A 26,231-nucleotide genomic window follows, 5' to 3' on the forward strand; every position below is an offset into this window, starting at 1 on the left:
TTCGACAGGCCGAGTTCGTGACGAACGAGGTTCATCAGGTCGGCGCTGTCTTCCCGGTCATGGATCGTGAAGTCGACGTTGAGACCGATCTGCTCGGCATACATCCGGAGCAGTCGTGCGCCGATCCCGTGGAACGTGCCCGACCAGGCGAGCGCATCGGTCATGATCGCCGCGTTGTCGCCGAGCACCTGCCGACAGATGCGTTCGACACGCCGCGCCATTTCCGATGCGGCCCGCCGTGAAAAGGTCATCAGCAGGATACGCCGCGGATCGGTACCGTTGACGATGAGGTGCGCGACCCGATGCGCCAGCGTGTTGGTCTTGCCGGATCCGGCACCCGCGATGATCAGCAGGGGGCCGCCGAGCGCTCCATCCGGTAGCCCGACCCCGTGCTCGACCGCCTCGCGCTGACGGTCGTTCAGTTTTTCCAGATAGGTCGCGCTCATTTGTCCCCACGCGGATAAGAAAAAATTCCTGTGCTCGACCTTTGTCTTATCTATCTGACGGACTTGGCAAATCACCGAGCGGTCGGCTGCCAACGACGTCGAATGCCAGGTTTGGCGAGTGCAGGCCCGATTGACTCGCTCGGACAATCGGAACAAAAACGGAACGTATCAGTTCCGATCCACGCTGAAAACCCCAGGGAGGCTCTTTAGCGCCGTGTCTTCGTTGGCGATCAATCCGGTCATTGCCGAACTGCGAGAACGCATTGCCGGGCTCGAGAACGGCAATGCCCGCGCACGCAAGGTGCTGCCGTTCGGCGCGACAGGAATCGATCAGGGGTTGCCAGGCGGCGGTCTTGCCTTTGGTGCCCTGCATGAAGTCGCAGGCGGTGGAAATGGGACCGTCGACGGGGCGGCCGCCGCGCTGTTCGTTGCTGGGATCGCGGCGCGCACGGAAGGCAAGTGTCTCTGGTGCCTGACACGGCCTGACCTGTTCTTTCCCGCTCTTTCGCAGGCAGGCCTGCATCCTGATCGGGTCACCTTCTGCGAGAGCGACCGGGAGGAGGACGTGCTCTCGGCGATGGAGGAGGGGCTCGCCTTTGGCGGGCTCCCCTTGGTCGTCGCCGAGCTGGTGCGATTGCCGATGACGGCGTCGCGCCGTTTACAACTCGCCGCCGAGAAAACGGGCTCGATGGGCATCGTTCTGCGGCGTTGGCGGCGGCAAAACGAGGCCTCGGACTATGGCCAGCCGACGGCATCGACGACGCGGTGGAGGATCAGCGTGTTGCCGTCGGAACCCCTGCCAGTGGCGGGCGTCGGCAGGGCGCGGTGGCTGGCGGAACTGATACGCGTGAAGGCGGGCGCGTGCGCCGAGTTTGAAATTGGAGCCCCCGATGCCAAGGGTCGTATCTGTCTACTTCCCGTACCTGACCACGGATCGGATCAGGCGGTCTGGCGCAGAAGCCATACCGGTTGAACAGCCGCTCGCAGTCATCTCGAAAAGTGGCTCCAAGCGGTGGCTCTCGGCGGTCGATCGAACTGCCATCAGTCTCGGATTGCGGCTGGGGATGCCTGCCAGCAAGGCACAGGCGATGGTGGCCAACCTCGCCATGGTCGACGCCGCGCCTGCGGAGGACGCAGCGACCCTGAAGCGCCTGGCACTTTGGATGCTTCGACAGTACAGCCCCGTTGTGGCGGTCGACGGCAAGGATGGTATCGTCATCGATACCGAGGGAGCCGACCATCTCAAGGGCGGGGAAGAATTGCTCGCCTCCGGTTTGGTCAACCGACTGCGTGGTCGTGGACTGACCGCGCGCGCCGCCGTGGCCGACACCTGGGGGGCTGCGCATGCCATCGCGCGGCTGACGAGTGCCGAAGTGACCGTTGTGCCGACTGGCAATATAGCAAAGGCGGTTACCGGACTTCCGGTGCACGCGCTCAGGCTTCCTGCCGAGACCGTTCAGGCGCTGCGAACCTTTGGTGTCGAAACTGTCGGTCAGTTGTCCGCGATGCCGCGCGCACCGCTGACATTGCGTCTGGGGCCGGAACCCGCCCGTCGGCTCGACCATATGTTTGGACGTCTTGCGGAGCCGATTGAACCGATAAGGACCCCCGAACTCGTCGAGGTGTCCAAGAATTTCCCCGAGCCGATCGGTGCTGCGGAGACGATTGCCAAATACACCCGCCGCCTCGTCGGGATGCTGTCCGCGCGACTGGAGCGGCAAGGACTTGGTGTCCGTCGATGCGATCTGGTCTTTCAGCGGGTCGACAACACCCGTCAGCATCTGCGTGCGGGGCTGGCGAAGCCCGTTCGCGATCCCGGTCGCATATCCAAGCTCCTTTGCGACCGCATCGAGAAGATCGATCCAGGATTCGGGATCGAGAAAATGACCCTGGTTGCGCTGATGGTCGAACCGCTTGAAGAACGCCAGGTCGCATCCTCGCTGATCGAGGAGACCGTGGTCGACCTCGCGCCGCTCGTGGACATCCTCGGAAACAGGGGGCATCGGCTTTATCGCGTTGCGCCCGTCGCCTCCGACGTGCCCGAGCGTTCGGTGAAACGCATCGCACCCACGTCTCCGGAGCGAGCTGAGACGTGGGTAGCCAAATGGTCGAGACCATCCCGGTTGCTCGCCAGTCCCGAACCGATCGAGGTCGTTGCACTGCTTCCCGATCATCCGCCGGCGGCGTTCACCTGGCGGGGGAAGAGACGCAAGGTCAAACGTGCCGATGGACCTGAGCGCATCTTCGGAGAGTGGTGGCTTCGTCCGAGAGAGCTTCAGGCCGTTCGCGACTACTTCGTTGTCGAGGACGAGCTCGGCGAGCGCTTCTGGGTCTATCGGGCCGGAGACGGCGTGGACCTGGGAACAGGCTCGCAGCGCTGGTTTCTGCATGGAATATTCGGATGAGCTACGCCGAGCTACAGGTCACGACACACTTTTCGTTCCTGCGCGGGGCGAGCTCCGCCGAAGAACTGTTTGCGGCAGCCGTCGCTTACGGCATATCGGCGCTCGGGATCGTCGATAGAAACAGTCTGGCAGGCATCGTGCGGGCATGGGAGGCCGCCAAGGTGACTGGCGTACGGCTCGTCGTCGGATGCCGCCTGGATTTGTCCGACGGCATGTCGGTCCTCGTCTATCCCATGAACCGCTCGGCCTATTCCAGGCTTTGCCGTTTGCTGTCCTTGGGGAAGGCGCGCGGCGGCAAGGGCAATTGCATTCTCGACTTCGCCGACCTGTCGGATCACGCCGAAGGGCTATTGGCGATCCTGGTGCCTGACGAGGCGGATGAAACCTGCGGTATGCAGTTGCGGCGCATGGCGAACCTGTTCGCAGATCGCGCCTATGTCAGCCTGTGCCTGCGCCGCCGCCCGAACGACAGGCTGCGCCTGCACGCGATCTCGAACCTGGCGGGCAAATACAAAGTGAAGACGGTGGTGACGAATGACGTGCTCTTCCATGAGCCGTCGCGTCGGCAATTGCAGGACGTCGTGACCTGCATTCGCAACAGGACGACCATCGATGATGTCGGCTTCGATCGCGAGCGTCATGCCGACCGCTACCTGAAACCCGCCGACGAAATGCATCGCCTGTTCGGTGACTACCCCGAGGCGCTGGCACGAACCGAGGAAATCGTCAGCCGCTGTTCATTCGACCCCGCCGAACTCCAATACCAGTATCCGGAAGAGGCGATCGTTCCCGGTCTCGACGCGCAGCAGTCGCTGACGAAGTTCACCTGGGAAGGTGCCGCGGATCGCTATCCCGAGGGAGTTCCCGACAAGGTTCGCAAGTCGGTCCTCCACGAGCTCGAGCTGATCCGGACCATGAAATACGCGCCGTATTTTCTGACGGTGTACAGCATCGTCCGGTTCGCGCGATCGCAAGGCATCCTCTGTCAGGGCAGGGGCTCGGCCGCAAACTCCGCCGTCTGCTACTGCCTCGGCATCACGTCGATCGATCCCGATACCAACGACCTGCTCTTCGAGCGCTTCGTCAGTCAGGAGCGCAACGAGCCACCCGACATCGACGTGGACTTCGAGCACGAACGGCGCGAGGAGGTGATTCAGTGGATCTACGACACCTATGGTCGATCGAATGCGGCGCTCTGCTCCACCGTCACCCGATATCGGGCGAAAGGTGCGCTGCGGGACGTCGGCAAGGCGCTCGGGTTGCCGGAGGACCTGATCGCGCAGCTGTCATCGGGCGTCTGGGGCTGGTCGAAGGAAGGGGTGTCCGAGAAGCAGCTAAAGGAAAACAATCTCAACGCCGCAGACTATCGTCTTCGCCTGACGCTTGAACTTGCCCAGCAGCTCATGGGTGCACCCCGGCATCTGGGTCAGCATCCTGGCGGTTTCGTGCTGACGCATGACCGATTGGATGACCTCGTGCCGATCGAGCCCGCGCGCATGGACGATCGTCAGGTCATCGAATGGGACAAGGATGACATCGATGCGCTGAAGTTCATGAAGGTCGATGTCCTGGCTCTCGGCATGCTCACCTGCATGGCGAAGGCATTCGCACTGATGGCCGAGCACAAGGGCGATGAGCGAGATCTGGCGTCGATCCCGCAGGAAGATCCCACCACCTATGCGATGATCCGCAAGGCCGACACGCTCGGCACCTTCCAGATCGAAAGCCGTGCGCAGATGTCGATGCTGCCGCGCCTGAAACCGCGGACCTTCTACGATCTCGTCATCCAGGTGGCGATCGTCCGTCCCGGCCCGATCCAGGGCGACATGGTGCATCCCTACCTCAGACGCCGGGAAGGCAAGGAGAAGGTTGAGTATCCGACGCCCGAACTCGAGGCCGTCCTGTCCAAGACCCTCGGCGTCCCGCTCTTCCAGGAATCGGCGATGAAGGTCGCGATGGTCTGTGCAGGGTTTTCGGCGGGAGAGGCAGACCAATTGCGAAGGGCCATGGCGACCTTCAAGTTCACGGGCGGGGTCTCGAAGTTCAAGGACAAGCTGATTGCCGGGATGGTGGGCAACGGGTACTCGGCAGAGTTCGCCGAAAGGACCTTCAGCCAGCTCGAGGGTTTCGGCAGCTATGGCTTTCCGGAAAGCCACGCCGCATCCTTCGCCCTGATCGCCTATGCCTCGAACTGGGTGAAATGCCATCATCCTGACGTCTTCTGCGCCGCGCTCCTGAATTCGCAGCCGATGGGCTTCTACGCGCCTGCGCAGATCGTTGCCGATGCCAAGGCCCATGGCGTCCAGGTTCGGCCCGTTTGCGTCAACCGCTCCCGCTGGGACTGCACGCTTGAGACCATGGAGGGATCGGAGCGGCTCGCGGTTCGCCTCGGCATGCGGATGGTAAAGGGGTTGTCGACCGCGGATGCGGCTGGGATCGTGGCGGCGCGCGCCGGCGATTCCTACGTGTCTGTCGACGATCTCTGGCGACGTTCCGGTGTGCCGACAGCGTCGCTCGTCAGGCTGGCGGAAGCCGACGCCTTCTTTCCGGCGCTGAAGCTCGAACGGCGAAACGCCCTGTGGGCGATCAAAGCCCTACGTGACGAGCCGCTCGAGCTCTGGGCCGCGGCCGCAGAACACGAGGCGAAGTCGGTTGCCGAGATTCAGGAGCCTGCAGTTTCCTTGGCATCGATGACCGAGGGCAGGGAGGTCGTCGAGGACTATGCCCATGTTGGCCTTTCGCTTCGCCAGCATCCGGTTTCGTTCCTGCGGCAGGATCTGAAAAACAAAGGCATCGTCACATGTGCGCAGGCTGCCACCGAGAGGGATGGTCGCTGGCTTATGGCAGCGGGGCTCGTGCTAGTGCGACAGCGCCCGGGCTCGGCGAAGGGCGTGATGTTCATGACGCTGGAAGACGAGACGGGCATCGTGAACGCGGTCATCTGGCCGAGCCTGTTCGAGCGGCAACGGCGACTGGTTCTTTCGTCATCTGTGCTCGCGATCAACGGCAAGATCCAGCGGGAAGGCGAGGTGGTTCATCTGGTGGCGCAGCGTCTGTTCGACCTGTCCGCAGACATGGGACAGCTGGGTGAAAAAGACAGTGCGTTCCCAATGGTCCATGGACGCGGCGACGAGTTGGCGCATGGAAACGGCGCGCCGGATTCGCGGGATCGAAAGTTGGGCGCGCCTCCTGCACGAGACATCTACATCCCCGATCTCCATATCGACACGCTGAAGGTGAAGTCGAGAAACTTTCACTGACGGCAGAGCCGCTGGGCCGGGGTAACCAGCGCCAAACCTATAAGAACCAGTTTTACATTGACGAGTAAGGATCCACGGCAACCCTCGCAGTGGAGAAGAGGCTAGCCGCTCATTCATCGCCAGCCAAACTCGTTGCCGACTGAGCTTCTGTGGTAAACCAATAGTCACGATGATTTGGCTGGGAGCGACGTCCTTAGACAACGGTCAAGCTCGTCTTCGAGCTCGCGGCATAGGTCCGCGTACTCCCGCACGATCTGCAAGTTCCCGGATCTGCGGGCGCTTCGGGCTTCAAAGGCGAGGGCGTAGTCCATGAGAATTTCAGCGATGCCAGGCTCATGCGCAGAGGCCGCCAGCGCGGCTCGCAACTGCGGCTTCCTAAGCATCATCAATTTAAGTCCTGTTCGCTGAACCTGATCCATAAAACAGTCTACCGCCGGAAGGTGGCGCGAGCTTCTGGGGCTGTTGCGTCCGGCATCACGGAGCCGAAGTTTCGTAACGCTCAAACCTCCATTGATGAGCAATGTTCCGTGGCAACGTTTAGTGCATGCTGTCAGGCGGTTGTCCAACGGTCGGTGAAACGCGTGCAAGACGCGTGACGTCGGCCCGTTCAGAGGTCTCCTGCTGCGTGCAAGTCGATCAAACATTGACGCGTACTGAGGACCTACCGCGTTCCGCACGAAATCCGCGCAGAATAACACAGATTGCAGGCCGCCCGTCGTTATCCCAAGCCCGAACGCTGGCTCGACGACGCCCAGTTCCGCGTCGCGGTCCGCAAGGCGTTTCGTCGTCGACCAAGGCGGAAACTGCACCCGGGCGAACGCATTTACAGGTTCTGGGATTACTTCAGAAATGCCTTCGCGAGGGATGTGGGGCTCGGTCCGCAACTCGCTGCAAGGCTGGCGCGGGCCGGGGTCAACAAGGAGGTGCGGACGGGAGCACTCCAGCGACCATGCCCCGACCTGGGTCGAGCTATCTGATGCCCTAACGAACGAAGAAATGCTCCAAAACAAGTGACTTAACAGGAGCACACCGGCACTATCTGGAGGATGTCTCCCGCCTGCGCTCGCGTGAACGGGCGAGTTTCCTGGCCGATCTTAGCTCCGCAAGTGTCGGCGGCCACCATCCCAGCCTTCGGTCGGGCTCGCTACGCACGGGCCAGGTGGAGACGAGTTCCTTCAAGGAGGGCAGCCTCCACGACGCCCATATGAAGTCCATTAGGCTGTTGGTCAGGTGCGGGTAGAACGAGGAAACGTCGGGGGTGGCGAGTTCACCCGAGATGTCTGTAAACATGACGATGCCGTAAGTCTCGGTCGAGACGGGGTGATCCAGTGGCCGTGGGAAGACGCTGGGAACCGGGTAGCGCCGAAGACGGCGTTCGCGGGCCAGCATTCGCGCTTTGCGCTCTTCGTCGGATCCGCGCAAGGTCAGGCGGCGGATTCTGCGCGCTTCGGGCTCATTGCGCTGAGCGGCGGCCTCGATGGTCGGCCACCGGTTGCGCAGATCTTCATAGGATCGAAAGGGCACCCGCCATAGCCGCAGTGTTTCATCCCAATGGGCCCATGGCACCTGACGCAGTTCACGGATCACCGTCCTCGAGTAAGGCGTGCGCACCCGCAGGTCGTTGGCAACTTCAATATATTGGCTGTCGATCGGCTCGAAGTCGTAMGCATCTCTTCCTTTGTCGTCAGCAAATGCGTCGAGAGCGGAGGTCTGGCGATCAATCCAGTGCGCAATCCTTCTGTCGGCGGTCTTGCCGGGAACGAACCAGCTTCGCCGCTCATCGTCCCAGCGTGCTCTGGGGAAGCTCTCGCGGAACTGCTCGACGGTCGCGCGATCGTACGGGAAAGCCACGAAGGCTCCGGGTGGAACTGAGGAGGCCGATGGGAGGTGGCGCATTGGAAGCCCCGTGTTTTCCTTGGAGAAGGAACGCTCCGGCAGGGCGCAGGTTCAGAACAACCAACAATGACGTGTGATGTCGCCCGCCGAGGTGATGCTTGCTATCGCCCGGCGGTCGGCCGACAATCACCATCCCCGAACCGGACTGACCTTGACCTATTGGGTGCAGCAACTTCCGATAGGCGACGGGACGCAGCACCCAATTTCATTGAACGCCTGCACGGCCAGCCAGCGGTCACGAGGCTTGCAGCTTGCCGGACGCGGCATCAACTTCACATAGAGAGCGCCGGCTTCCGGGACCGGATCGTTTGCGCAGACAATTGCATCGGGCGGACACTATCACTGACTTCGAAGGTTAGCTTGGCGGGGCCGTCGAGACGGACGTGTTCAGACACCTTCCGGACGATCGCTGAGAACTTCCCTGCTGTCATGTGAGTCCGCTCGTGACACGCGCCAGTTCCTTCTTGAGCCGCCTGATCTCCTCGGTCGTCGCCCTTCCTGTCCGGGGAGGAAAACTTCTTCTTCCACTCGTAGAGCGAATGGGCCCTGACGCGCAGCCGCTGCGAAACCTCCGAAACCGGATAGCTCCGTTCGGTGATCTGGCGCACGGGCTGCTCACGGACGAGGACGCACGCTTTTAGGTACCATGCACTGGCATCGTCAATGGCCGTTCGGCTGGGGTGGACCGAAAAGCGCCTTGGCGATCTTCTCCAAGGCCAGCGGCTTGTCGCAAAGCACAAATCCGGGGAAACGATCGGGAATGATTGAGGGATCATATCCGGTTGCGAAGACAAAGGCGATGCCGCGCTCCATCAACTGGTCGGCGACGGGGAACACCAACTCGCCGCCGAGATGCACGTCCAGTATTGCCGCATCGATGGCCTGGTCGGCAATCAATCTCAGCGCTTGTTGTACGCTGCCGGTCGGGCCGACGACGGTGGCACCGTATTTCTCGAGTTTCTTCCGGCACTCGTCGGCAAGCAGATATTCGTCTTCAACCACCAAAATTCGGCGTCCTGCAAAAAGCCTGCAGTCGGTTGGAGGTGTTGTCATTTCATCCTCTGAAGGATCACGTCAAAAACGTTGCGGCTACTCTGCCAGACGTATTTGCTCGGAGAGCGGGACCTCAATCGTGCATCGAATCTCCTCCGGTTTGATCTCCAAGCTTCCGGAACCACCGAGCTGATACGGTATGAGGTCCTCGATTAGTTCTGTTCCAAATCCGCGGCGGGCAGGTCCGGAGTGTGATTTATCGGTGCCGTTTTCCTTCCAAACGAAGCGCAATCGGTTCTCGTCCTGGCCAATTACATCCCATCGGATATCGACTCGCCCGTCTTTTCTCGAAAGCGCTCCATGCTTTACTGCATTGCTTGTAAGCTCGTGAACGACAAGACCCACATTCTCCGCCGACCTTCCAACGAGTGAAATGGGCGTTCCCGAGATCGTCACCTTTTCCAGCTTGCCTCCGGCCTGCGCGTTCAGCTCTGCATTGATCAACGTGCTTAAATCGATCGCCACGTCTGCGCCCCTCGTCAGCAAGGCCTGTGTTCGGGCCAGAGAGTTGATGCGTCCCTGGAGATGCTCTGCATATTCTTTGACCGATTCGCTCGTCTCCCCTGTGCGCTCCGCGATCGAACGAACGATTGCGAGCGTGTTGCGCACCCTGTGCTGAAGCTCGTGCAGGAGAAACTCCTGTCTCTGCTGCAACATCCTCATCTCATGTATATCGGTTGCCGTGCCGAACCACTCGACGACCTTCCCTTGGTCGTTGATGACTGGGCGGGCCTTCTGGTGCACCGTCCGATATTCAAGGTTTTCTGCACACAGAAGCCGATGCTCGACCTCCAGCACTCCATTGCTCTCGGCGGCTTGCCAGGCGTTGAGCACACGGCTGCGGTCGTCTGGATGCACCGCTTCGAGCCATCCCCGCCTCAAAGCCGCAGCTTCCGTCTGCCCGGTAAAGTTCGTCCATTGGGGACTGCACCAGGTCCAATTTCCTTCACCTACGGCGCGCCAGACAAGCTGGGGAATTCCCTCCACAACAGATCTCAACAGCGACTCGCGGTCGCGCAGCCGCTCTTCAGCAGCGACAAGTGCGGTCACATCCAGGAAGGTCAGGACCGCACCCTCGATGACATTGTCGACGCTGCGGTAGGGAAGGACGCGGACAAGATAATGCGCGCCCGTCTGCAGGTTCTTGGTTTCTCTTTCGATGGTGCTCAACGTGCGGATGACACGGCGCGTATCCTGTTCGAGATCCTCGTAGGCGATGCGTGCAGCGATATGATGGATCGGTCGACCAAGGTCGGTCTCGATCAGGTGGAAGATATCGGTAATTGCCGGGGTAAAACTCTTAATTCGCAACTCGTTGTCCAGGAAGACGGCCGCGATCTGCGTGCTTTCCAGGAGGTTGCGGAGATCGGAATTGGCACGGGCGAGTTCCTCCACCCGATGAGCAAGCTCGCCGTTAACGGTCTGCAGTTCCTCATTGAGGGATTGGAGTTCCTCCTTGGACGTTTCCAGTTCCTCATTCGAAGACTGAAGTTCTTCGTTGACGGACTGGTACTCTTCGTTTGAGGCCTTGAGCTCTTCGTTCGTGCTCTCCAGTTCCTCCACAGTCGCCTGCAATCGGTCACGCGCCTGTCGAAGTTCGTCCTCCAGATGCCGGACGTGATCGTCTTGCCCTGCAGAGGAGGGAACTGGAATGCCTTCCTCATCATCGAGCATCTGCCCGTCCTGGAGGATGATGACGTAGCGCTGCGGTTGACCTGGGGACAACTCTATCGGTTCGACCGAAAGCGTTACGAGCATCGCCGTACCATTCTGGCCAATTTTCAAGCCGTTGATGCGTACGGGGGCTTTCTCATTCTCAACCTTATGGAGGGATGCGCGCAAATCGACGCGCAGGTCTCGATGAATGAGACTGAAGACGTTCAGACTGGCGTGTCCCGATGGCGGGTCGATGAACCGACCGGTCCTACCGGAAAAGTGTAACACCTCATGGTTCTCGTCGACGATCATATAGGCGGGAGCATAACGCTCCATGATGCGCTCTGCCTGTTTTGTCAGTCCGGAACTGTTGTTGGGGGTGGTGCGCAAGGCGGCAACCGGTAGATTGTTCCTGTCCGCGGCTGCGGCCAACGGAAAATCTGGCAACAAACGGGTCATCGTTTCGATTTGACGGAAAACCCGGAAACGCCGATCCACCGGCGCAAAGAGCTTTCCGTGCCGGCTCACGTTCTCGGAATTGCCGAGAAAAAGATATCCCCCCGACTTCAAGGCGAAATGAAACAGCGGGATGACGCGGTTTTGCAATTCGGGGCCCAGATAGATGAGCAGGTTGCGGCATGAGACCAGGTCGAGCCGCGAGAAGGGAGCATCCTTCGTCAAGTTATGCTGGGAAAAAAGACACATCTCCCGAAGCTCTTTGACCACACAGTAGGTCTCTCCTTCCTTCACGAACCAACGCGCCAATCTCTCGGGCGTGACGTCCTTCACAGCCGACGCCGCGTATCGACCTATCCGGGCTTGCGACAGTGCGCGATTATCAATGTCGGTTGCAAAGATCTGCACATGCGGCACGATATCGAGCCGTGCCATGTGTTCGCGCAATAGGATGGCAATGGAATAGGCTTCTTCGCCGGTGGCACAGCCAAGCACCCAAATTCGAATGTGGTCGGTGGCCTGTTTGCCCTCGAAAAGCCGAGGGATCACCTCTCGCTCGAGGAACTCGAATTCCTTTGTATCTCTGAAGAAGTGGGTCACGCCAATGAGGAGGTCATTGAAGAGGTTTGTCGCCTCTTCAGGGTCGGTGCGCAGAAGCTCGAGGTAGGTGTCGACCGTTTCAGCCTGCGTGACCTGCATGCGCCGTTGGACACGCCGCATGAAGGTGTTGTGCTTATACCCGTGGAAATCATGGCCCGTGCGATTGCGCAGGACCGCAGCGATCCTAGCCACGATTGTTGCTGGCGCATTGACGAGTTCATCAAAGTTCCGCGTTGCCGAAGCCGCACCCAGACTCAGAATCTGGGTGCGCAGGCGTGCCGCGAGTTCTTTCGGTGGCAAGACTACGTCGGCAACAGCCGCGGCTGTCTTGAAGTTTCCGTTGTTGACGTCCGCCGGCTCCGGTCCCTGTTCCGCTAACGTCAGCCCACCGTGCTCCCTGATCGCCGTCAGACCAAGCGTGCCGTCTGACCCCACGTCCGACAGTATGACCCCTATTGCGCGATTTCGCTGCTGTTCTGCAATTGATACCAGTAAGCTGTCGATCGATCCGCTATGGTTGGCTTTTACGCTTAACCGATTCCCGCTCACCGTCACAACCGCATTGGAGGGCGCGAGATAGGTCCGGCTTTCTTCGATAGCCATGCCGTCCGTAGCCGTAACGAGCGTCCGATCTTGCAAGGAGATGGGTGGGACGTTTTCTGCCGAACCGCGCCGATGGAGGACGACGATGATCGCCGAACCGGGCGCGGTGCCCCGTTCCTTCATGAACGCATCAAGGCTCTGGATGTCGGTAGAAGAGACGCCTATCCCCACAATTACCGGGGCTGCTTTCAAGCGTGTATCACTGTCCGCAGAGCTTTTGTTGTTGTTGTTGGATCGTGGCATGGCAACATTCCGGTTGGCGTCGTCGGCTGTCATCGAAGGATCCCGATCGATGGCTCAGACGTCCGACTCGAGCGACTGCTCCTCCATGCCGCGAAGGATAGCACCGCGCAAGCTGTTGGCATAATCCCGATATTCAGCGGCCCGCCGGGAGTAGATCTCGGCCATGCCCGGTCGGTTGACCGCTATTGCCTCCCTGCTCATGCGGTCGACCAGGACCGCCCTCTCTTCGATGATGCGAAGCGCGATCCGCATCGCTTCGTCGACCGGTTGCTGATCACTGATCAGCGTCTTGGCAGTATAGGCATGGCCGACTTGGCAGCGAAAACGCAAAGGCCGCACGCCCGCAACCTCGGACATGACGCCGCCGCATTCCGGGCACGACAGCGGAACCACGTTTCCAAGCGGCCCCCTGTCATCGGCAAAGCTGCTGGAACCCGTCGCGATCTCGACCTCCATGCGCACATTGACTGGCAGGGGGGCGTCTGGTCCGGACGGTTGATTGCTGTAATCGACGATGGCCCTTGCCAAATCGGTTGCGGGTGCACTCAGGTCTACCGCCGTTGCTTCCAGAGCGGCCAGCGGCATTTCCGAGGCTTTCGCATCCGTAGGGGCCTGTACCAGCGCTATGCCCCCGGCGGCCTTGACAGTCGCCAGACCCGATGCGCCGTCGTTTAGCATCCCGCTCAATATGACTCCAATGGTACGGGATCCGCGCGACAGTGCTGCCGAACGGAATAACGCATCGATGGACGGACGAACCATGTTTTCGCGTGGGCCTTTCCCGAGCTTCAGGCTTCCGTCGACGATAAGAAGATGTGAATCCGGTCTTGCTACATAGACATTGCCCGCAACCATCGTCTCGCCATCGTCCGCTTTCTTGACGGGCAGTGGTCCGGATGCAGCGGCAATGGAAGCGAATATACCGGTGCTCGTCGCCGGCACATGTAGGACGACGGCGATCGCCGCGCGCAGGTCCGGCGGCAATTCTCGTAGGATGGCCTGCAAGGGGCCTATCGACCCCATGGACCCTCCGATGACGACGGTGTCGCGATTGCCCATTGGTGAAACTCCGCCCCTGGAACGCAAACGCAAACCACGGGCGAATGTTCCGGATCGCTGCAGCCCGTGTACCGGACATTCGCGGAAGCAGATGTGTTCGGAATAGAGGCAAAAAGTGGTACCATATTGAGGAGAAGCTGCGCGAGGCGCGTATGACGTATAGCTGGGCACAATTAGATATGGCCAACCGGCACGTTGCGGAGGGAGAGCGTCATGTGGTCATGCAGGAGAAGCTAATCAGCATGCTGCGCCTGAAGGGACAGCCGACCGATGCAGCCGTCGCGTTATTGTTCGAGTTCAACGAAACCCTACTACTTCACCGACGGCATCGTGACGAGATCGAAGCGGCACTACGCGCTGCCCGTTGATCGGGCTCCCAACCGAGCATGAATTCGCACAGCGATTCCTTGCGCCGTCAATTGTGATGACCTGGATCCTCGCCCCTGCAAGCGAAGGCGATTCATCGCGTAGACATTGTCTACGTTCTTGGCGGTACGGGCCTTGGTCGCCCCGTACACGATCGGCAGGTGGATGTCCTGAACCGGACCAATGGTAGGCTCATCGGTCAAAGCCGCAAGACGAACTTTTGCATCATATTCCACAGGGAAGCCTTGATGTTGAACTTGTTCGTACAGGTTGGGACTAACGTCTTCGAAACAGAAAGGTCGGTTGATCAATTTGACTTTTGGGCGGGCACGCCGGTTCTCTTTTGGGGTCAGGGATGCCGGCATGGACGTGTCTGAGGCTAGCCCCGTCGCTGGCGAGAGGTCTACATTCGGGCCGCGGCCAAGCTGATCTCTCCGGCCAACATGGCGGCGCAAAGCGGCCAAGGCTCGACTGCGTTCGCCCTAAGCGGCCGTGCCCCTATAAGGGGCCTGGAGGATTACGCGAGCGGCGTAGGAGGGGAGGTGGAAACCGCCGCCGAAGCGTTCGTGGCGGTAGCGACGCCTCAAAGAGGTCTGACGTTTTCAGCCTTGGACTTTCCAGTTTTGCGGTCCTGACCGAGGTCGTAGCTTACTTTTTGTCCGTCTTGGAGCGAGCCCAAGCCCTGCAGAGCGGATACATGCACAAACACATCGTCCCCACCGTCTTCGGGTGTAATGAAGCCAAAGCCCTTGTTCTGGTTGAAAAACTTTACGGTCCCGGTGGCCATGTTCCATCCTCTTTGAGTATATCGCCGTGAAACTTATCCCGCGATCGGCCGCCGTGCAACGTATTCCATGTGCAGGGGCAGACGACGAACTGGCGACATGTACAGATTTCGCGATCACGCCGAAAAGCGGAGTTGGATGAAATCTATCTTGGGATTTTTACGTCAACAGGGCTGCTGATGGATGCTCCAGACGTCCACTTGTCGTCGTGTGGCGACATAGGTAACCGCACCCCCATCTGTTGACGCAGAAAGAATTGTTAGCCGACCGCATAACGAGCAAGCGCAACTGACCACAACTATCGACGCCAGTTCCCACATTGTTTTGTGCGACGCAGCAACCAATCGCTCGCAAGTGCGTTGGTGAGTGTCGGCATTGGGTCGGCCTCTTGCAAAGCGGGATTTTCAAATGAGGAAATTGTCGGACACCATTGCACGGCTCGCCGCGCTCAAAGCTGCGCAGCGTCAGGTAAACCACAACGCCCCGCGTAACCGGCTAAAGGACATGGAGTTGACCGGGGCCAATCCCGGAGCCTTGAAAGCGAGGACATTCGTTCCGGACAAGCTGGCTTCCGGCAGGCCGCTTGTGGTGGCCCTGCATGGCTGCGCACAAAGCGCGGCCGCATACGACGAGGGCTCAGGATGGTCGGACCTCGCCGATCGATACGGGTTCGCGCTGCTGTTTCCGGAGCAGCAGCGGTCCAACAACGCCAATCTCTGTTTCAACTGGTTCGAACCCGAGGATGCGAAACGAGACGCGGGCGAAGCGCTCTCGATCCGGGAGATGATCGAAACCATGGTGGCGACCCACGGCCTGGATCGCAACCGCATTTTCATCGTCGGCCTATCGGCGGGTGGGGCGATGGCATCCGTAATGCTGGCCGTTTACCCCGATGTCTTTGCTGGCGGGGCCATCATCGCCGGATTGCCCTTTGGTAGCGCCTCGAGCATGCCCGAAGCGTTCGATCGCATGCGTGGCCATGGCGGCCCAAGCGAATTTCGGCTGCAGAAGTTGGTTCGCGACGCGTCGCCCTGGCGCGGGAAGTGGCCGGCGATTTCGGTGTGGCACGGAACGGCCGACAATGTCGTAGATGTATCGAACATGGAGGCAATCGTCCGACAGTGGGCAGGGCTTCATGGCGTCAAGATATCGGACTATGTCAGCGAAAATGAACAGGGATTTCTGCGCAAGGTCTGGCATGGCGCAGACGGGCGAGAATGCATCGAATCCTACACAATCCCTGGCATGGGCCATGGCACGCCGTTGGCAGCGGCTGGTCCGGACAGCTATGGAAGGGTCGGTCCGTTCATGCTGGAATCTGGCGTATCCTCCACTTTGCGGATCGCGACGTTCTGGGGCCTTGCTGACGCCGCGCATGATCGTCGCGGCCCAGAGGCGGCGTCCCAAGAGTATGTCCACACGGGCGAGATACTCGTGCCCGGTGCACTCACCGACAAGTTTCAGGAGGAGCGGACAGGCAGCCGCCGATTTGGGACGAAGAACGCGCACGCCGCTGGCATCCAAAAAACCATTGAAGACGCGCTCCGTGCAGCAGGTCTGATAAAGTAAGGCTAAGACTTGGACACGGGCTGGTCGGCGCGCCGGATCCAAAACCGCGAGCGAGCTTCGCCGACCAACGCAGCGAGCGATTCCTCTTAGGTCAAGTTGCCGTTGCAACTAGGCACGGCGGTGCTGAGGGAAGATCTGTGCGCGTTGTCTATGATACCCACTACGTTTTCCAGACATGGTCGCTATCGGATCGGGAACTTCGAGTCAGTGACTAATTGACGAATAGCCTCGTCGGTATCGTCCTCGGCGCAGAGATGTTTCTTGTGCTCGCGGTGCGTCTGCAAACACTCGTGCATGACCTTCAGGATTTCACGAGCTTGCTCAGTCGCGCTTCCGACGAATATCAAGCGACTTATCAACCGCTCTTGATTGACGATGTGTTGTTCAGCGGCATCGATATGCAGATTGATGATAGAGATCTGTTCGCGGCGGGTAGGCATTGGCTCGTCCTTCCGTCCGGAGTAGCCGTACTCGACCGGACCTATTGTGGCGGTCCACAGATTGATGCGCGGCTGGCCGATTTCGACGGGGTGTCTCATAAGATCGCCCAGCGCAAAAAAGCCCGCTTGTCGCGGGCTCCTTCTGCGATCATCTCGCTTTATTGTCGTTCTTATGGCTTTGCTCGCCAGCTTTGACGTGCTGTTCGTGCGTCCCGCCGCGCGTGCTGCTAGAGGAGGAGTTCTTCGAATCAGAAGTTTTTTTATTAGACTTGTCACCACCGTTTTTGTTCGGCTGACCAGATTTGCCGTGTGAGCCAGTTTGGTTGGGCATGTCATTCTCCTCGGGTATCGAAGCCGGAATCGACTTCGCAACTCTCAACCCTTCGGATCAGGATCGGTTCCAGGTTCATCCGCCGAAATCCGGGTGAGCATGCCATGAAACGGACGAATTCGGACCGCGCTGATCACACACTTCGGTTGGTGATCCAGCAATTGGCTACTGCAAAGACACAGCAAACGTCGAGTACCTCATTTACCAGTTCCAGCCCGGCATGCGGAACACGTTCTTTACGGTCTGCATCCGCAGGAAACGGGAACGACCGCTCGACGCGGCAGCTCTAGATCCGGGCCGTGTCGAGGCCTCGCAAGTTTGGGCTCTGAGGGCGACCGAATTGCAACAAGGCGTCGACCGTCTGCCGCCTGGCTGTCGTGATCTTGGTCATTCTAGACGGCTGGAGCTATGAAGCCGCAGCGGTCCAGCTCAGATGTCAGATCGGCACGATTAAAAGCCGGATTTTGCGCGCGCGCACCCTTCTCGCCGAAGTGATCAACTGAGGCGTTATCGTAAAGCACAACGGCCTGTCTGAAGGCTAGCGGCCACCGCCAAGCGCACAATCGCAAGGTCCTGTAAAGCAGCGGCTTAAACTTTCAATATGACCTTCTCGCTTCCGAAGACGTTAGTCCCGACCCGGACGAACCAGTTCTACGTCAAGGCTTCCCTGCGGGAGAGGACGCAATAATTCGTCTTCCGGCTTGGACAGGTCGAGCCAATGACGCCAGTGGTCCGGTTTAAGAACGGCGACCTGCCGATTGTGGATGGGGGCGACATCCGGCCCTGGCTCCGTTGTCAGCATCGCGAACGATGGGGGCTCGTTCCCTGTACCCTCACGCCACAGACCTGCGATCGCCAGGAACGTCGTTCCCCTGAGCGTGAACCGATGTTTTGCTTTCGGGTATTTTGTGCCTGTAAATTCGAAGAACGCGCTTGCGGGTATCAGGCATCGCTTGCTGTCTCGGAAGTGCCGTCCCTCAGATCGAAAGTTAAAAACCGGCCCGCCTTTTCTTTCTGTGGGCGGCGGGAAACCGAACCGCATCGGAGAAAGCTCGACTACGCCCGCCGACGCGACTCGCATCACCGGCGCGATGTCGCCAATTTTGATATCGTCTGCCCTGGGCAGATCGAGTTCGCTCTGGTGCGAGGGGGTCCCGAGCGCAAGCTCCTGCATCATCTTGCAGTATTCGGCGTAAAGGATGTGCTGTTCGTAGTCGTTACACATCATGAGGATTATAGAGCGACGTAAGCCGATTTAAATGGTCTCTGGACGGGCGGTCGGGGTGGCGAGCCGGCGGGCCTTGTGTCATGCTTGCAGTAGATCGACCAGAGGTAGCAAAGTTGAGAGCTTTGGCAGCTACCTGGTCGCTGACGATCGAGGCTTTGGAGCGACGCAGCTACGAAACCATCTCGTCAGCGGGCGTGTAGATGTTGTGCTTGCTATCGGAGGACACCCGCCGGCAATCGAACGCGTTGGCAAAGGTCTGCTTTGGAATGACGAAATGGTACTGGCTGGGCCACGGTCGAAAATTTTCAGAGCTGCCCCGGTAGGCAGCGATGAATATAGGAGCCCACGCCGACGGCAGATGAAGCCGTCTAAATACTACGACCGATTAAGTGATTGCCCTGTTCCGTCGCCAGACCGACAGGTTGAGCGCCAGAGCGAAACTCACCCAGCAAAAATAAGGCACAAGCATCGCAGCTGCTGTTACATGTACCGGATAAAACAAGATGACGGTTGCGACGATCGACAGCCACAACAAAGACATTTCAGCCAAAGCCATGCCGATTTGATGAAGGCCGAAAAAGATCGGTGACCAAGCGGCATTCAATAGCAATTGAACGCCGTAGAGTGATAGCGGGATCACCGCGCCACTGAACCCCGCTTCCCGCCAGACCAGCCAGCCGGCCACAGCGATTGTTCCATAAAGAAGCGTCCACACCGGAGCAAACAGCCAGTCTGGTGGTCGCCATGACGGCTTGTTCAGCTGTCGATACCATTCCCCCGGACGAAAGAGTATACCTCCGATACCGGGTGCGAACGATGCAGCCGCAAAGCCTAGAAATTCGAGCAAAGAACCATCCCTCGCGCCAAGTTCGGAAGGGATCGCCGGGGGCGATTCCCTTCCGGTGTGCCTAATGCGTCTGCCGGCCCCGCAGGCCCAACAGCGGACAAGAGCGGCATGACCTGCCACGCTGCCGATAGCCCTACGAGGACATAGACGAAGCGAGCAAGGAAGGACCCCATCCCGAATATGGCGGCAACGAGGTCGAAGTTGAACAGGCCAACCAACCCCCAATTCAGGCCCCCAGGACTATCAGCCCCAAGGTCATTGCATCCAGAAATTTCATGACGATCCTCCGTGCGCTTCAATCAGTGCGGCGTGACGCAGGCAAGCGGTGATCTAGGAAAATTGTCAGCCTCGCGGCGGTAGGATCACCTTATCGATCACATGGATGACGCCGTTGGACGCGCCAATGTCAGTTGCGGTCACATTGGCATCATTGAGCTTGACTGAACTGCCATCCACCTGAATAGCAACTGGTTTACCATTGACGGTCTTGGCCTCGTCGAGTTTGCTGACATCAGCCGCCATCACCTTTCCTGCGACTACGTGATAGGTGAGCACGTCGACGAGCTTCTGCTTGTTTTCCGGTTTCAGCAGATCCGAAACGGTTCCTTGCGGCAGCTTGGCAAAGGCATCATCGGTCGGTGCGAAAACCGTAAATGGTCCTTCTCCCTTTAAAGTGGGAACCAAACCCGCGGCATCGAGTGCAGCCGTCAAGGTCTTGAACTGACCAGCGGCAACGGCGGTATCGACGATATCCTTTTCAGCCGCGTTTGCGGCCATTCCGGTGGCTGCCATGGCCAGCATCGCGGCGGCGACTACGTGGATTACTCTCATCGTCTTTCTCCCTGATCTGAAACTGCTCGCTCTTCAAGAAGCGACAATATTTCATATGGCGAAAACAGCTTTTCACGCTATTCAAATATTCGTGATATGAAACTAGTTTCTATTGACAGTTGAAACTTTGCCGGCGATTGTCGTCTCATGAAAAGGAGATGAAGGCGTGTTGTCTGATACCCTCACGGACGAACTCGAACGCTACCGGATTGGTCCTCGCATCAAGGCCCTGCGTTCCAAAAAGAAGATGGGGCTCGTGCAACTCGGCAACCACACTGGCCTCTCATCGGCAATGTTGTCGAAGATCGAACGAAGCCAGCTCTTTCCCACACTTCCGACGCTGCTTCGCATTGCGCTGGTTTTCGGCGTCGATCTCGATCATTTTTTCACAAAGGAAGGTCCGCGTATTGCGGTGACCAGAAAGGGAGACCGTCTGCGCTTGCCGGTCCCGCCTGGAGCCGAGGAAGGTCCGTCCTATTTGTTCGAGAGTTTGGACTACCCGATTGCTGACCGGCGCATGGACGCCTACCTCGCAGAGTTTACCGGAAAGCGGTCAAAGTCGCATCGGCACGGAAGCGCGGAATTCATTTATGTTCTTGAAGGTCGATTGAATGTGAATGTTGACGGCGAAGAAGTGTCGCTCAACAAGGGGGATGCGATGTATTTCGATTCAAACGCTTGCCACAGCTATTGTGGCGATAGCGACGAAAGCTGCTCGGCCCTGGTGGTAGCGGCACCCTAGAGCTTCCAACTGTTTCTGCCGAGATTATCGGGTGATCCGGGCATCGGCATGTAGGCGGCAGGTTTCGGTTCTCAGTAGCCGTAAGCAATGCTTGCTGCTGTCTTCCGGAAACCGCGCACGCCGGAACTATCCTCACTGTCCACTCCTTCGAAGGGAGAGCCTGCTGGGTTTGTTTCTCGAACCCGCACTCCCTGGAACGTCGTACTGATCAATTGACTTCTGCGTCTTGTCAAAGCCTCGCGAAGGTCCTTGTCCGCCGCCGGCCCTTTTTTCGTGGTTTCGTCCAGTCCCCACGGCCGGTTGGGGCAAGCAAGTCGCCTCGCATGCTTCCGGAGACCGCGCACCCCGGAACTGCGGATCCGCAACACCCAACTTGGGCTACTGCAATTTAGTCGACGGTTCCCTAGCCCAGATCCGAAGCTTGCCAAGTTCACTGACAAAAGCCTCGACAGTGTCGCTGCCAAGTTCGACGACGCCTTCGTCCAGTTCGGTGACGCCTGCCTTCTCGAACAATGGGGTGGCGGCGGCGGCATACCCGATGAACTTGCAGTGCGCGAACGCGTCGGCAACGAAGTCTCGCGCCGTCGCTTCCTTCAAAAGGTCGGGGACAAAATCTGCCCCGGGGATCAGAGCGACCGCGTCATAAAGGACGGACGGCCCACCATCGATCATCTGCTGAGCGGCTAGGAATGCACCATCTGACATCGTGACCCCGCCAACCGTGGGGGCGATGTATTCCACAATGCCCTTCTCACCTGCGATCGCACCTGCCAACGCCTGAACCAGTGCCGCGTCACTTCCGTCGGTGATCAGTATTCCAAGCTTCCTGCCTTCAAAGCGCTTCGGACCGTTCTTCACAATACTTAGGGCAGGGGACGGGTCGAGATCCTGTCTAGGTTCGACGGCGGCGTCGGCGGGCTTCGGCACCTTCTTAATTCCCAGTGCGTTCGCCACTTTGCTTGCGAGGGTTTCGTCGATATTCAGCAGATGTGACACCATCCGTTCGCGGATTGCCGGCGTTTCGACCTTACTCAGTTCGAACGTCAGAGCCATGGCGATGTGGCGCTGCTCGGGAAGGGTTTGGCTGATGAAGAACTGTCGTGCCTGGCTGTAATGATCGGCAAAACTCTCGGGCCGGACGCGCACCTTTTGCCCAATTTCGTCGGAAGGGAAATGACGGTATCCTGACACCGGAGACTCGCGCGGTCCCTCGCCCCAGGAGTTCGGCTGATAGTTCGCCCGGCCGATCGGGTTTCTCATCGCCATGTGCCCGTCCTGTTGGAAGTGGCGAAAAGGGCATTTCGGAGCGTTGATCGGCAAGTGGCTGAAATTCGCACTCCCAAGACGCTTTAACTGCGTATCGAGGTAGGAGAAGTTCCGCCCCTGGAGTAGCGGATCGTTGCTTAAGCCGATCCCGGGGGGGACATTTTGCGTCATGAACGCCACTTGTTCTGTTTCGGCGAAGAAGTTGTCCGGCATTCGGTCGAGAACGAGTCGTCCGATTGGCTCTACGGGGAGGACCTCCTCCGGAATAATTTTGGTTGGATCAAGAACGTCGAAATCGAAATTGTTGGCGAACTCTTCGTCGAACAACTGCACGCAGAGCTCCCATTCCGGGAAATCGCCCGACTGGATCGCCTGCCAGAGGTCGCGCCGATGGAAGTCCGGATCCGCACCGTTGATTTTGACCGCCTCGTTCCAGACGACGGATTGGAGGCCCAGCTTTGGCTTCCAGTGAAACTTTACAAACGTCGATTCTTCCTTTGCGTTGATGAAGCGGAAGGTGTGGACCCCGAACCCTTCCATGAAGCGGAACGAACGTGGAATGGCCCGATCCGACATTACCCACATGATCATATGCATGCTTTCAGGCGTCAGGCTGATAAAGTCCCAGAAGTTGTCATGGGCCGACTGCGCTTGTGGGAACGCCCGATCCGGTTCCGGCTTTACCGCGTGGATGACATCCGGAAACTTGATCGCATCCTGAATAAAGAAAACCGGAATGTTATTTCCGACCAGATCCCAGTTGCCTTCCCTGGTGTAGAGCTTGACGGCGAAACCGCGGACATCACGGGCAAGATCGAATGATCCTTTGCTCCCGGCAACGGTGGAAAAGCGCACGAATGCAGGCGTCTTCTCGCCAGGACGCTGGAGGAAGTCGGCCTTTGTATAATGCGCCAACGACTCATAGGTCTCGAAGAAGCCATGGGCACCATACCCTCGGGCATGCACTACCCGCTCAGGGATGCGTTCGTGGTCAAAATGGAAAATCTTTTCTCGAAAATGGAAATCGTCGATGACAGCCGGCCCGCGCGCGCCAACACGCAAGGAGTTTTGGTCGTCGTCGATCGGTGCACCCTGAGCGGTAGTGAGGATGTCATGTCCGTCCTCGGCAACCTGGTGAAGCTCTCCGCCCTTGCCTCGGTGGAGGTGCTGATCGTGGATGGTTACTAGTTCGTTTTTCGGCGTTGAGGCTTTGCGCACCATGTCCCATCTCCTTGAATACGGTCTACGCACAAAGTCGTGCCGCGCGAAGAAGTTCCACCTGCGGAACATTCATATGGCGGGAGGGTGGACGGCCTCACAGCGAGGCGAAGCATTTAGGGAGAAGCATTCGAGCCTCCGGCGCTTGCGCAGCATGTCACTGTAAGAGCGGCTGCCTGGTAGTTCAGCGATCGCTAGCGCATGCAGCTCAAGTGATTTTGACCTCTCCAAGGTATGTAACCGGGCCGCTTTGCAGCAATGTGCGCAACCGCTCTTTCGCCTCGACGGCCGCGACGTCAATCCGCACCTGGCGCGCACCTGCGCTCGCAGGCGCTTGCCGCTACCTTCGGCCACTGGCTAACCACTGCCGAAGTGACTGTTGTCCCGACTGGCAACTGCGGCAATATGGCCACTGGATGATGGTCGCAGGGCTCGTTCTGGTTCGACAGCGCCCAGGCGGCGAAGGGCCTGATGTTCGGCGGGAGACTAGTGCTGGCATCGGCTGTTCTTCGCGAGATCGAAAGGCGGCCGCGGCTCCTCTTCGCGGCATCTACCTCCCGAATCTACATACCGACGTCGCTGAAGGTGAAGTCTAGAGGCTTTCATTGAGAGCAGCGCCCAAACGCCAGGGCAATACGCGTAAAATGACATGCCAGCCTACAAATCATCCCTCGGGTTTCCCGATGCTTTTCCGTGCGCAGACCGACGAGAGCTTGTATAAATTGGTCAAGACGCGCTAATCGCATCCACTCAATAGATGGAGTCAAATTTGTCCAACGATGAACGCAAGAACGAACTGGCGCAACTGACCGCTGATGTGGTTTCCGCATACGTCGCCAAGAATGTAACCGCGCAATCCGCTATTGCCTCTTTGATCTCTGATGTTCACGCGGCCCTGAGCGACTTGGGCAAAGTCCCTCCGACGTCCCCAACGACTGTCGCCGTGGAGGAAAGTCAAAAGCCTGCCGTGTCGATCAAAAAATCGGTTTCGCGTGACGCCATTGTCTGCCTCGAGTGTGGCAAGGCCTTCAAATCGCTAAAGCGGCACCTCCACACTCACGGGCTCGCGCCGGAAGATTATCGCACAAAGTGGAAGCTCGCGCCGGACTACCCTATGGTCGCTCCAAATTATTCGGAAGCTCGCTCATCTTTGGCGAAGCAGATGGGGCTTGGCCAGCGACGCGCGTAGAAGCAGCTACCGCACAAAAGTAAAGCAAGGGAGCCAGGAATAGTGTCGTTAGCGCAGCATGATGGTCATTAAAGACAAGCCAGAAGGGGCGCTCCTGCGCCCTCTCGTATAGGGCGACATGCGTTGAGCCCTATAGCCCACGCGCGGGACATAGGTGTTGTCATAAGCCCTGTGGGTACGATAACGCGATGCGCACCATTGGACGTGGGCCGACGCATAGCTCACACGAAGCCGAGGCGCATACACAGGGGGATTGGCTCGCCAATCATGGCACCAGCACCAAAGGCAGCCAGGGGATACCACCAGCCGTCGTTGTCCTGGTGATACCCGGGACAACATTGGCGATAGCCAAGATGACCGTTGCCCCAGCCACGACGGTCACCTCTGCCCCAGTCGCGCCCGTTGCCGCGATAGCCTGTAGGAAATCGCTCGGTTTCCGCAGTACCTCAGGCGCTACAATCATAGGCGCCTCCGCTGGGACGGCTAGTATTGCTGTCATGCTGGCGACGGCGAGAGCGACCACCGTGTTCATAGCAGATCTCCTCTACGTTGTTCTCTCAAGAAAACACAACATTAAAGAGGGAATATCGTTCCGATCCCGGAAGGCCAGATGAAGCCTTGTGGCGGGATGCCTCTCCACTTCATCGATCCGCTCAATGAAAGCCTACTAATGATCTAATGTAAGCATCAATCTTCGCGTGCTATCTCGACGTCAAAGGGGGATTGCTCCATGCGCTATCAGAAGCTTCGTCAAAAGCGGCGTTCCTTGATCAGGAGAGCACCCGGTATTTTAGTTCTTGGTGCGCTGGCTACTGCATTGGTGGTGTTCTCCACCGACACCGGCAGGATGTCGTCTGTTGCCGCTCTCGCCACGGGCTGCAGGATCAAAGGAAACATCAGCATTGGAACCGGAGAGCGCATCTATCACGTTCCGGGGCAGGAATATTACTCTGCGACCAAGATCAGTTTGCAGCATGGGGAAAGGTGGTTCTGCACGGAAGCTGAAGCTCGCGCCGCGGGATGGCGTACGGCGGGAAAATGAAGGAGGGACTCATCGTTTTCCATCGCCAACAATAAGGTCTCGGACTTTACTGGATCGCGATAGCCTTCACTATACAAGCGTATGACTTTCTCGCGAGAGCATGAGCGTTGTCAGCATCCACCGTTGGACGTTCTGCGATACTAATTCGAAGGCGAGGAAACGGCCGACGTTGTCGTGGGCGGCGTGGCGGACGAGGAAGAAGGTCGTGGTCACTCCGCCGCCCCCCGAAGCGCCCCGTCCCCGTCGGCAATGAACGCTTCGACCAGGCGCCGGGCCTCGGCGTCGGTGAACTGCCGGGGCGGCGACTTCATGAAGTAGCTTGCCGGCGCCACCAGCGGTCCGCCGATGCCCCGGTCCTGTGCCAGCCCGGCGCAGCGGATCGCGTCGATGACGACACCGGCAGAATTGGGCGAGTCCCAGACCTCGAGCTTCAGTTCGACATTGAGCGGCACGCCGCCGAAGGTTGTTCCCTCGACGCGGATATAGGCGAACTTTCGGTCGGCAAGCCACGGCACGTGATCGCTCGGCCCGACATGGATGTCGCCGGGTTGGAGGGGCACGTCGAGCTGGCTCAGCACCGATTGCGTCTTCGAGACCTTCTTGGATTCGAGGCGCTCCCGCTCCAGCATGTTGAGGAAGTCGGTATTGCCGCCGAAGTTCAGCTGGTAGGTGCGGTCGATGCGGACCCCGCGCTCGCGGA

At 59.0% G+C, this 26,231-nt stretch carries 21 protein-coding genes and 4 pseudogenes; 10 read left to right on the forward strand and 15 right to left on the reverse strand.

Annotated elements, in window-relative coordinates:
* Window positions 1–446, reverse strand: a 446-nt coding sequence (locus AC1DDS_RS24710; RefSeq protein WP_477481272.1) for a UvrD-helicase domain-containing protein, incomplete at its 3' end; no start/stop codon positions are given.
* Window positions 447–660: 214 nt separating this feature from the next.
* Here AC1DDS_RS24710 and AC1DDS_RS24715 point away from each other — a divergent pair.
* The 3 genes from AC1DDS_RS24715 to AC1DDS_RS24725 are packed head-to-tail and all read left to right on the forward strand — an operon-like array spanning window position 661 to window position 6,111.
* The gene (locus AC1DDS_RS24715; protein ID WP_477481291.1) at window positions 661–1,419 is read left to right on the forward strand and encodes an ImuA family protein; all 759 of its coding nucleotides are present in this window, start codon (window positions 661–663) and stop codon (window positions 1,417–1,419) included.
* Window positions 1,337–2,851, forward strand: coding sequence for a DinB/UmuC family translesion DNA polymerase (locus AC1DDS_RS24720; protein WP_477481273.1), 1,515 nt, complete (start codon window positions 1,337–1,339; stop codon window positions 2,849–2,851). The genes AC1DDS_RS24715 and AC1DDS_RS24720 overlap by 83 nt, the downstream gene beginning before the upstream one ends.
* Window positions 2,848–6,111: an error-prone DNA polymerase gene (locus AC1DDS_RS24725; RefSeq protein WP_477481274.1), complete on the forward strand. Its 3,264-nt coding sequence runs from the start codon at window positions 2,848–2,850 to the stop codon at window positions 6,109–6,111. Before AC1DDS_RS24720 ends, AC1DDS_RS24725 begins: the two co-directional genes overlap by 4 nt.
* Before the next feature lie 1,035 nt (window positions 6,112–7,146).
* Here the strand turns inward: AC1DDS_RS24725 and AC1DDS_RS24730 are convergent.
* The 6 genes and pseudogenes from AC1DDS_RS24730 to AC1DDS_RS24755 form a co-directional block, all read right to left on the reverse strand.
* Window positions 7,147–7,962: a hypothetical protein gene (locus AC1DDS_RS24730; protein ID WP_477481275.1), complete on the reverse strand. Its 816-nt coding sequence runs from the start codon at window positions 7,960–7,962 to the stop codon at window positions 7,147–7,149.
* Between the two features lie 201 nt (window positions 7,963–8,163).
* Window positions 8,164–8,450 (reverse strand): annotated as a pseudogene (locus AC1DDS_RS24735) (DUF6428 family protein); the annotation flags it as partial.
* Window positions 8,450–8,672, reverse strand: a pseudogene (locus AC1DDS_RS24740) (transposase); the annotation flags it as partial. The pseudogenes AC1DDS_RS24735 and AC1DDS_RS24740, both read right to left, overlap by 1 nt.
* On the reverse strand, window positions 8,668–9,060 hold the full coding sequence (locus AC1DDS_RS24745) for a response regulator (RefSeq protein ID WP_477481276.1): 393 nt from the start codon (window positions 9,058–9,060) through the stop codon (window positions 8,668–8,670). The gene AC1DDS_RS24745 and the pseudogene AC1DDS_RS24740, both read right to left, overlap by 5 nt.
* Window positions 9,061–9,096: 36 nt before the next feature.
* Window positions 9,097–12,651, reverse strand: coding sequence for a CheR family methyltransferase (locus AC1DDS_RS24750; protein WP_477481277.1), 3,555 nt, complete (start codon window positions 12,649–12,651; stop codon window positions 9,097–9,099).
* Window positions 12,652–12,672: 21 nt separating this feature from the next.
* Complete coding sequence (locus AC1DDS_RS24755; protein ID WP_477481278.1) at window positions 12,673–13,677, reverse strand: chemotaxis protein CheB; 1,005 nt, start codon at window positions 13,675–13,677, stop codon at window positions 12,673–12,675.
* A 152-nt stretch (window positions 13,678–13,829) separates the two neighbouring features.
* Between AC1DDS_RS24755 and AC1DDS_RS24760 the strand changes: the two genes are divergently transcribed.
* Entirely contained in the window at window positions 13,830–14,045 is a 216-nt protein-coding gene (locus AC1DDS_RS24760; RefSeq protein ID WP_477481279.1) for a hypothetical protein, read from the forward strand.
* A gap of 581 nt (window positions 14,046–14,626) precedes the next feature.
* Here AC1DDS_RS24760 and AC1DDS_RS24765 read toward each other — a convergent pair.
* Complete coding sequence (locus AC1DDS_RS24765) at window positions 14,627–14,830, reverse strand: cold-shock protein (RefSeq protein ID WP_310421363.1); 204 nt, start codon at window positions 14,828–14,830, stop codon at window positions 14,627–14,629.
* Window positions 14,831–15,236: 406 nt separating this feature from the next.
* On the opposite strand from AC1DDS_RS24765, the gene AC1DDS_RS24770 reads away from it, so the two are divergent.
* From AC1DDS_RS24770 to AC1DDS_RS24780, 3 genes are all read left to right on the forward strand, one after another.
* A complete protein-coding gene (locus AC1DDS_RS24770) occupies window positions 15,237–16,397 on the forward strand; it encodes an extracellular catalytic domain type 1 short-chain-length polyhydroxyalkanoate depolymerase (protein ID WP_477481280.1) in 1,161 nt (386 codons plus the stop codon).
* 215 nt (window positions 16,398–16,612) lie between these two features.
* Window positions 16,613–17,032, forward strand: coding sequence for a hypothetical protein (locus AC1DDS_RS24775; RefSeq protein ID WP_477481281.1), 420 nt, complete (start codon window positions 16,613–16,615; stop codon window positions 17,030–17,032).
* 513 nt (window positions 17,033–17,545) lie between these two features.
* On the forward strand, window positions 17,546–17,671 hold the full coding sequence (locus AC1DDS_RS24780) for a sigma factor-like helix-turn-helix DNA-binding protein (RefSeq protein WP_477481282.1): 126 nt from the start codon (window positions 17,546–17,548) through the stop codon (window positions 17,669–17,671).
* A 122-nt stretch (window positions 17,672–17,793) separates the two neighbouring features.
* On the opposite strand, the gene AC1DDS_RS24785 is transcribed toward AC1DDS_RS24780, so the two are convergent.
* The 4 genes and pseudogenes from AC1DDS_RS24785 to AC1DDS_RS24800 all read right to left on the reverse strand — a co-directional run bounded on the left by AC1DDS_RS24785 (window position 17,794) and on the right by AC1DDS_RS24800 (window position 20,074).
* Window positions 17,794–18,393 (reverse strand): SOS response-associated peptidase, encoded by a 600-nt coding sequence (locus tag AC1DDS_RS24785; RefSeq protein ID WP_477481283.1) that lies wholly within the window; start codon window positions 18,391–18,393, stop codon window positions 17,794–17,796.
* 388 nt (window positions 18,394–18,781) lie between these two features.
* The gene (locus AC1DDS_RS24790; protein WP_477481284.1) at window positions 18,782–19,243 is read right to left on the reverse strand and encodes a TspO/MBR family protein; all 462 of its coding nucleotides are present in this window, start codon (window positions 19,241–19,243) and stop codon (window positions 18,782–18,784) included.
* Window positions 19,228–19,520: pseudogene (locus tag AC1DDS_RS24795) on the reverse strand (DUF378 domain-containing protein). The gene AC1DDS_RS24790 and the pseudogene AC1DDS_RS24795 overlap by 16 nt, the downstream one beginning before the upstream one ends.
* 65 nt (window positions 19,521–19,585) lie before the next feature.
* Window positions 19,586–20,074: a fasciclin domain-containing protein gene (locus AC1DDS_RS24800; RefSeq protein WP_477481285.1), complete on the reverse strand. Its 489-nt coding sequence runs from the start codon at window positions 20,072–20,074 to the stop codon at window positions 19,586–19,588.
* 166 nt (window positions 20,075–20,240) lie between these two features.
* Between AC1DDS_RS24800 and AC1DDS_RS24805 the strand changes: the two genes are divergently transcribed.
* The gene (locus AC1DDS_RS24805) at window positions 20,241–20,816 is read left to right on the forward strand and encodes a helix-turn-helix domain-containing protein (RefSeq protein ID WP_477481286.1); all 576 of its coding nucleotides are present in this window, start codon (window positions 20,241–20,243) and stop codon (window positions 20,814–20,816) included.
* Between the two features lie 378 nt (window positions 20,817–21,194).
* Here the strand turns inward: AC1DDS_RS24805 and katE are convergent, their stop codons facing one another.
* Complete coding sequence (gene katE, locus AC1DDS_RS24810; RefSeq protein ID WP_477481287.1) at window positions 21,195–23,303, reverse strand: catalase; 2,109 nt, start codon at window positions 23,301–23,303, stop codon at window positions 21,195–21,197.
* A gap of 754 nt (window positions 23,304–24,057) precedes the next feature.
* Here katE and AC1DDS_RS24815 point away from each other — a divergent pair.
* A complete protein-coding gene (locus tag AC1DDS_RS24815; RefSeq protein WP_477481288.1) occupies window positions 24,058–24,489 on the forward strand; it encodes a Ros/MucR family transcriptional regulator in 432 nt (143 codons plus the stop codon).
* 48 nt (window positions 24,490–24,537) lie between these two features.
* On the opposite strand, the gene AC1DDS_RS24820 is transcribed toward AC1DDS_RS24815, so the two are convergent.
* Window positions 24,538–24,828 carry a BA14K family protein gene (locus AC1DDS_RS24820; RefSeq protein ID WP_477481289.1) on the reverse strand — a complete coding sequence of 97 codons (291 nt, stop codon included), beginning with the start codon at window positions 24,826–24,828 and terminating at the stop codon, window positions 24,538–24,540.
* Between the two features lie 391 nt (window positions 24,829–25,219).
* On the opposite strand from AC1DDS_RS24820, the gene AC1DDS_RS24825 reads away from it, so the two are divergent.
* Window positions 25,220–25,531, forward strand: a complete 312-nt coding sequence (locus AC1DDS_RS24825) for a sunset domain-containing protein (protein WP_477481290.1) — start codon at window positions 25,220–25,222, stop codon at window positions 25,529–25,531.
* Between the two features lie 209 nt (window positions 25,532–25,740).
* On the opposite strand, the pseudogene AC1DDS_RS24830 reads toward AC1DDS_RS24825, so the two are convergent.
* Window positions 25,741–26,231, reverse strand: a pseudogene (locus tag AC1DDS_RS24830) (inositol-3-phosphate synthase); the annotation flags it as partial.

It is taken from the genome of Mycoplana sp. 10N416 (genome assembly GCF_056394765.1).